General features: G+C 52.0%; 3 protein-coding genes. All 3 read right to left on the bottom strand.

The annotated features are described in order from the left end of the window. The coding region (locus tag A9762_RS28345; protein ID WP_083254312.1) for an Imm8 family immunity protein at positions 1 to 305 on the bottom strand (305 nt) is incomplete at its 3' end. Positions 306 to 535: 230 nt separating this feature from the next. After that, on the bottom strand, positions 536 to 976 hold the full coding sequence (locus A9762_RS28755) for a hypothetical protein (RefSeq protein WP_139133415.1): 441 nt from the start codon (positions 974 to 976) through the stop codon (positions 536 to 538). Next, positions 963 to 2641: DUF637 domain-containing protein (locus A9762_RS26080; protein WP_083254311.1), on the bottom strand; the 1679-nt coding region annotated here is incomplete at its 5' end. The genes A9762_RS28755 and A9762_RS26080, both read right to left, overlap by 14 nt.

The following is a 2641-nucleotide window of genomic DNA, read 5'->3' as shown; positions in this document are numbered from 1 at the left end:
AACTTCGTAGCAACCTCCACCCAATTAGCGCCCTCACAGCGATCAACGTACTCGTGGATAAAGCGCTCAATCTCATGAAAATCATACTCGTGAACAATCAGCATGTGACGCCCCCAGGTCGGCTGCCAAGTGTTTTTTAACAACCAGCCGGGTGAGCATACGAGTAGTTCAAAATCGTCCGCGGTTGCGGTACCCTCGCGCCCGATTCGCATGCGAAGAGTCAAAAAGAATGATTTTGGGTCGTCCGGACGAAACGATTCCAGATAAAATTCATCATTCGAAATACTTTTTATTTCCGCTCGCATAGCGCCCTAATCCCAATTAGTCACGTTAAGGTGACCATTTCAAATATTAATTTCTCCATTTTTCACATCGACAAAATAACTCTCAAAATTCGCTTACTCCCCTACCGTCCTCCATGGAAAATCTTTGACAGAGGGAAATCGGCAAGAATGCTTGTGCGCACCCATAGCCATTAGAACTCCGATCGACGCCAGGCTTCTTGGCACGAATAGTCGCTCATAAACCACCAAAATCACCCTCTAGAAATCTGCTTGATAAATAGAGAATTCCCCATAAAGCTAGTCGTATCAACTGTGCCGGGGCGACGAACCGCGCAGTTCATCGGGAGATCGAACAGCAGACAATCGTCGAGATTTATGCTGTGCCACTCGGCCCCTTGGAAAAATTCAACTTCCTCTCGAGTAGATTTGAATCTAAATGCATCGCATCTATCTTCAGCATTTAGTATTGAAAATATCGGCGACACAAAAAAGCAAAAAGCCCCTTGAGATCTAAAAGATTTTGCAAGATTAATTGCATCCTCATCAAATATCGCCTTATCATCAATATCAAAAATACTCCAGCCTCGGCGAGCAATCTCAGGTTTATTTATAGAACCATCAAGAAGAATAATTGATTTCACCTCCAATAGATCCTTCCCACTTAAACTCACAACCCTTTCACTTCGATCCATATCGAATCTCCCTTGTTGTGCGTCCACTTGAATTCTGGAATTCAATGGTGGTTCGACCATCTTTACTCGGACGTAGAATCACTGTTTCCCCACCATCAAGCGATCCCATTTTAAGATCCCCCCGCCCAGTTGCAACAGTCTTCACATCATTAGGTCTAAGAGCAAGAAAATCCGATAAGGCAGTTGCATCATTCCCTTTTTTAACGGATTCAATTACCGTGCCTCTGGACGTAACGTTTTCAACGGACGTACGCCCTCCAAATACCTCGTCATATCGATTTGAGCCGCCACTTCCGGACGGTGGTTCGTCACCGCCCCGCTGACTCAAGATCACATTATCTGGAACATATCCTGGTGTCCCAATACTCCCGACCAACTCCGTGCCGCCACCACTCCGAGCAAGTATTGCACCTGTACTCGTGGGAGGTTGCCTACCCCCGGTTGCTCCAGCAACGGCCGTTATGCCATTTACAGTCCCCTGAAGAAAAAGATCCGTCGGAGACTCCAACATCTTCGCCCGTGCACCCGCCTTCATCAATGCCTGAAACTGCTCTCTTCCGAACTGAGTTATCGGATTGCCCGGCGCTGCCGGCATGAGCGCATAAATCAGCCCCACGATGCTACTTACCAACCCACCCTTTACGGTATCGGCGATATGCTCTGAGCTTCCTGCCTCGTTATTTAGCGCTTGGTTTTGCGCCCAGAACGCCCCGGCATTCGCATCTGCCCCGGCTGCTCCAGACAACCCTGCACCCATCAAGCTCGAAAGCATGGAAAGTGCGGAGAGTTGGCCCGCGTTGAGTGGCGCCCCGCTCGGATCGATTCCTTTGATGAAGTCCGGAGTGAATGCCGCGCTTGCCGCTGCGCCGATGGCTCCACCAGCGCAACCATTTCCCGACGCGGCGCTTCCCGCGCAACCCAGCACGGCGTGTGAAGCAATGGAAAGGATGTCCTTGCTTATTCCGTCACCAAATAGGCCACCAGCTTTCGCTTCGCCGATCTGGAACGCCAACGCTGCGCCAATGTTGCTGATACCGCTCGTTTGCAACGCATCCAGAAAACTTCCGCCTTGAATCGTTGACTGCACACCCGCTTGAATCACAGATTGACCTGCGATTGCGAGGCCTTGCGTGATTGAGAATCCTGTGGATGCCGTACCAGCCTGGCTCGCCGCTCCTTCCACGAAAGTTGGCTTCACGCCAGCGAGACTGCTCAGGCTATCGGACGACACCTTGCCCGTGACGCCCAAGCTCATTCCACTATCGTCGATCTTGAGCGTAATCCCGTTCAGCAACCCCGCCGTGATCGCCGCCGATAACCCTGACTTCATGACCGAGCCGAAGTCCAGCGAACCGTTGTACATCACCTGCGTGAATGCGGAACTCGTCATGGCCGTCAGCGCCGCGCTGACCATGACATTGCCCAGCCCGCCCGCTGCAAATGTCGCGGCAACCGAACCAAGTTGCGCCGCGACCATTCCGGCCATCAGCGGCGCAAGCGCACCAGCCATCATGGCCGACGCCATGATCATTCCAACCTGCTGAATCCCGAAGCTGCCGCCCTGCTTCACGAAATCCGTGTGCAGATCGTTTTGCAGCGTCTGCTGGATGAAGTTGTCGCCCAGTTGTGCGGCGACGCCCGCGATGAACGCTTGCGTTGCAGCTT

This window comes from Pandoraea sp. ISTKB, assembly GCF_001721285.1.
GTDB classification, from domain to species: domain Bacteria; phylum Pseudomonadota; class Gammaproteobacteria; order Burkholderiales; family Burkholderiaceae; genus Pandoraea; species Pandoraea capi.
Note: the sequence above shows the minus strand (reverse complement) of the source record. Positions and strands in the feature narration are given on the sequence as shown.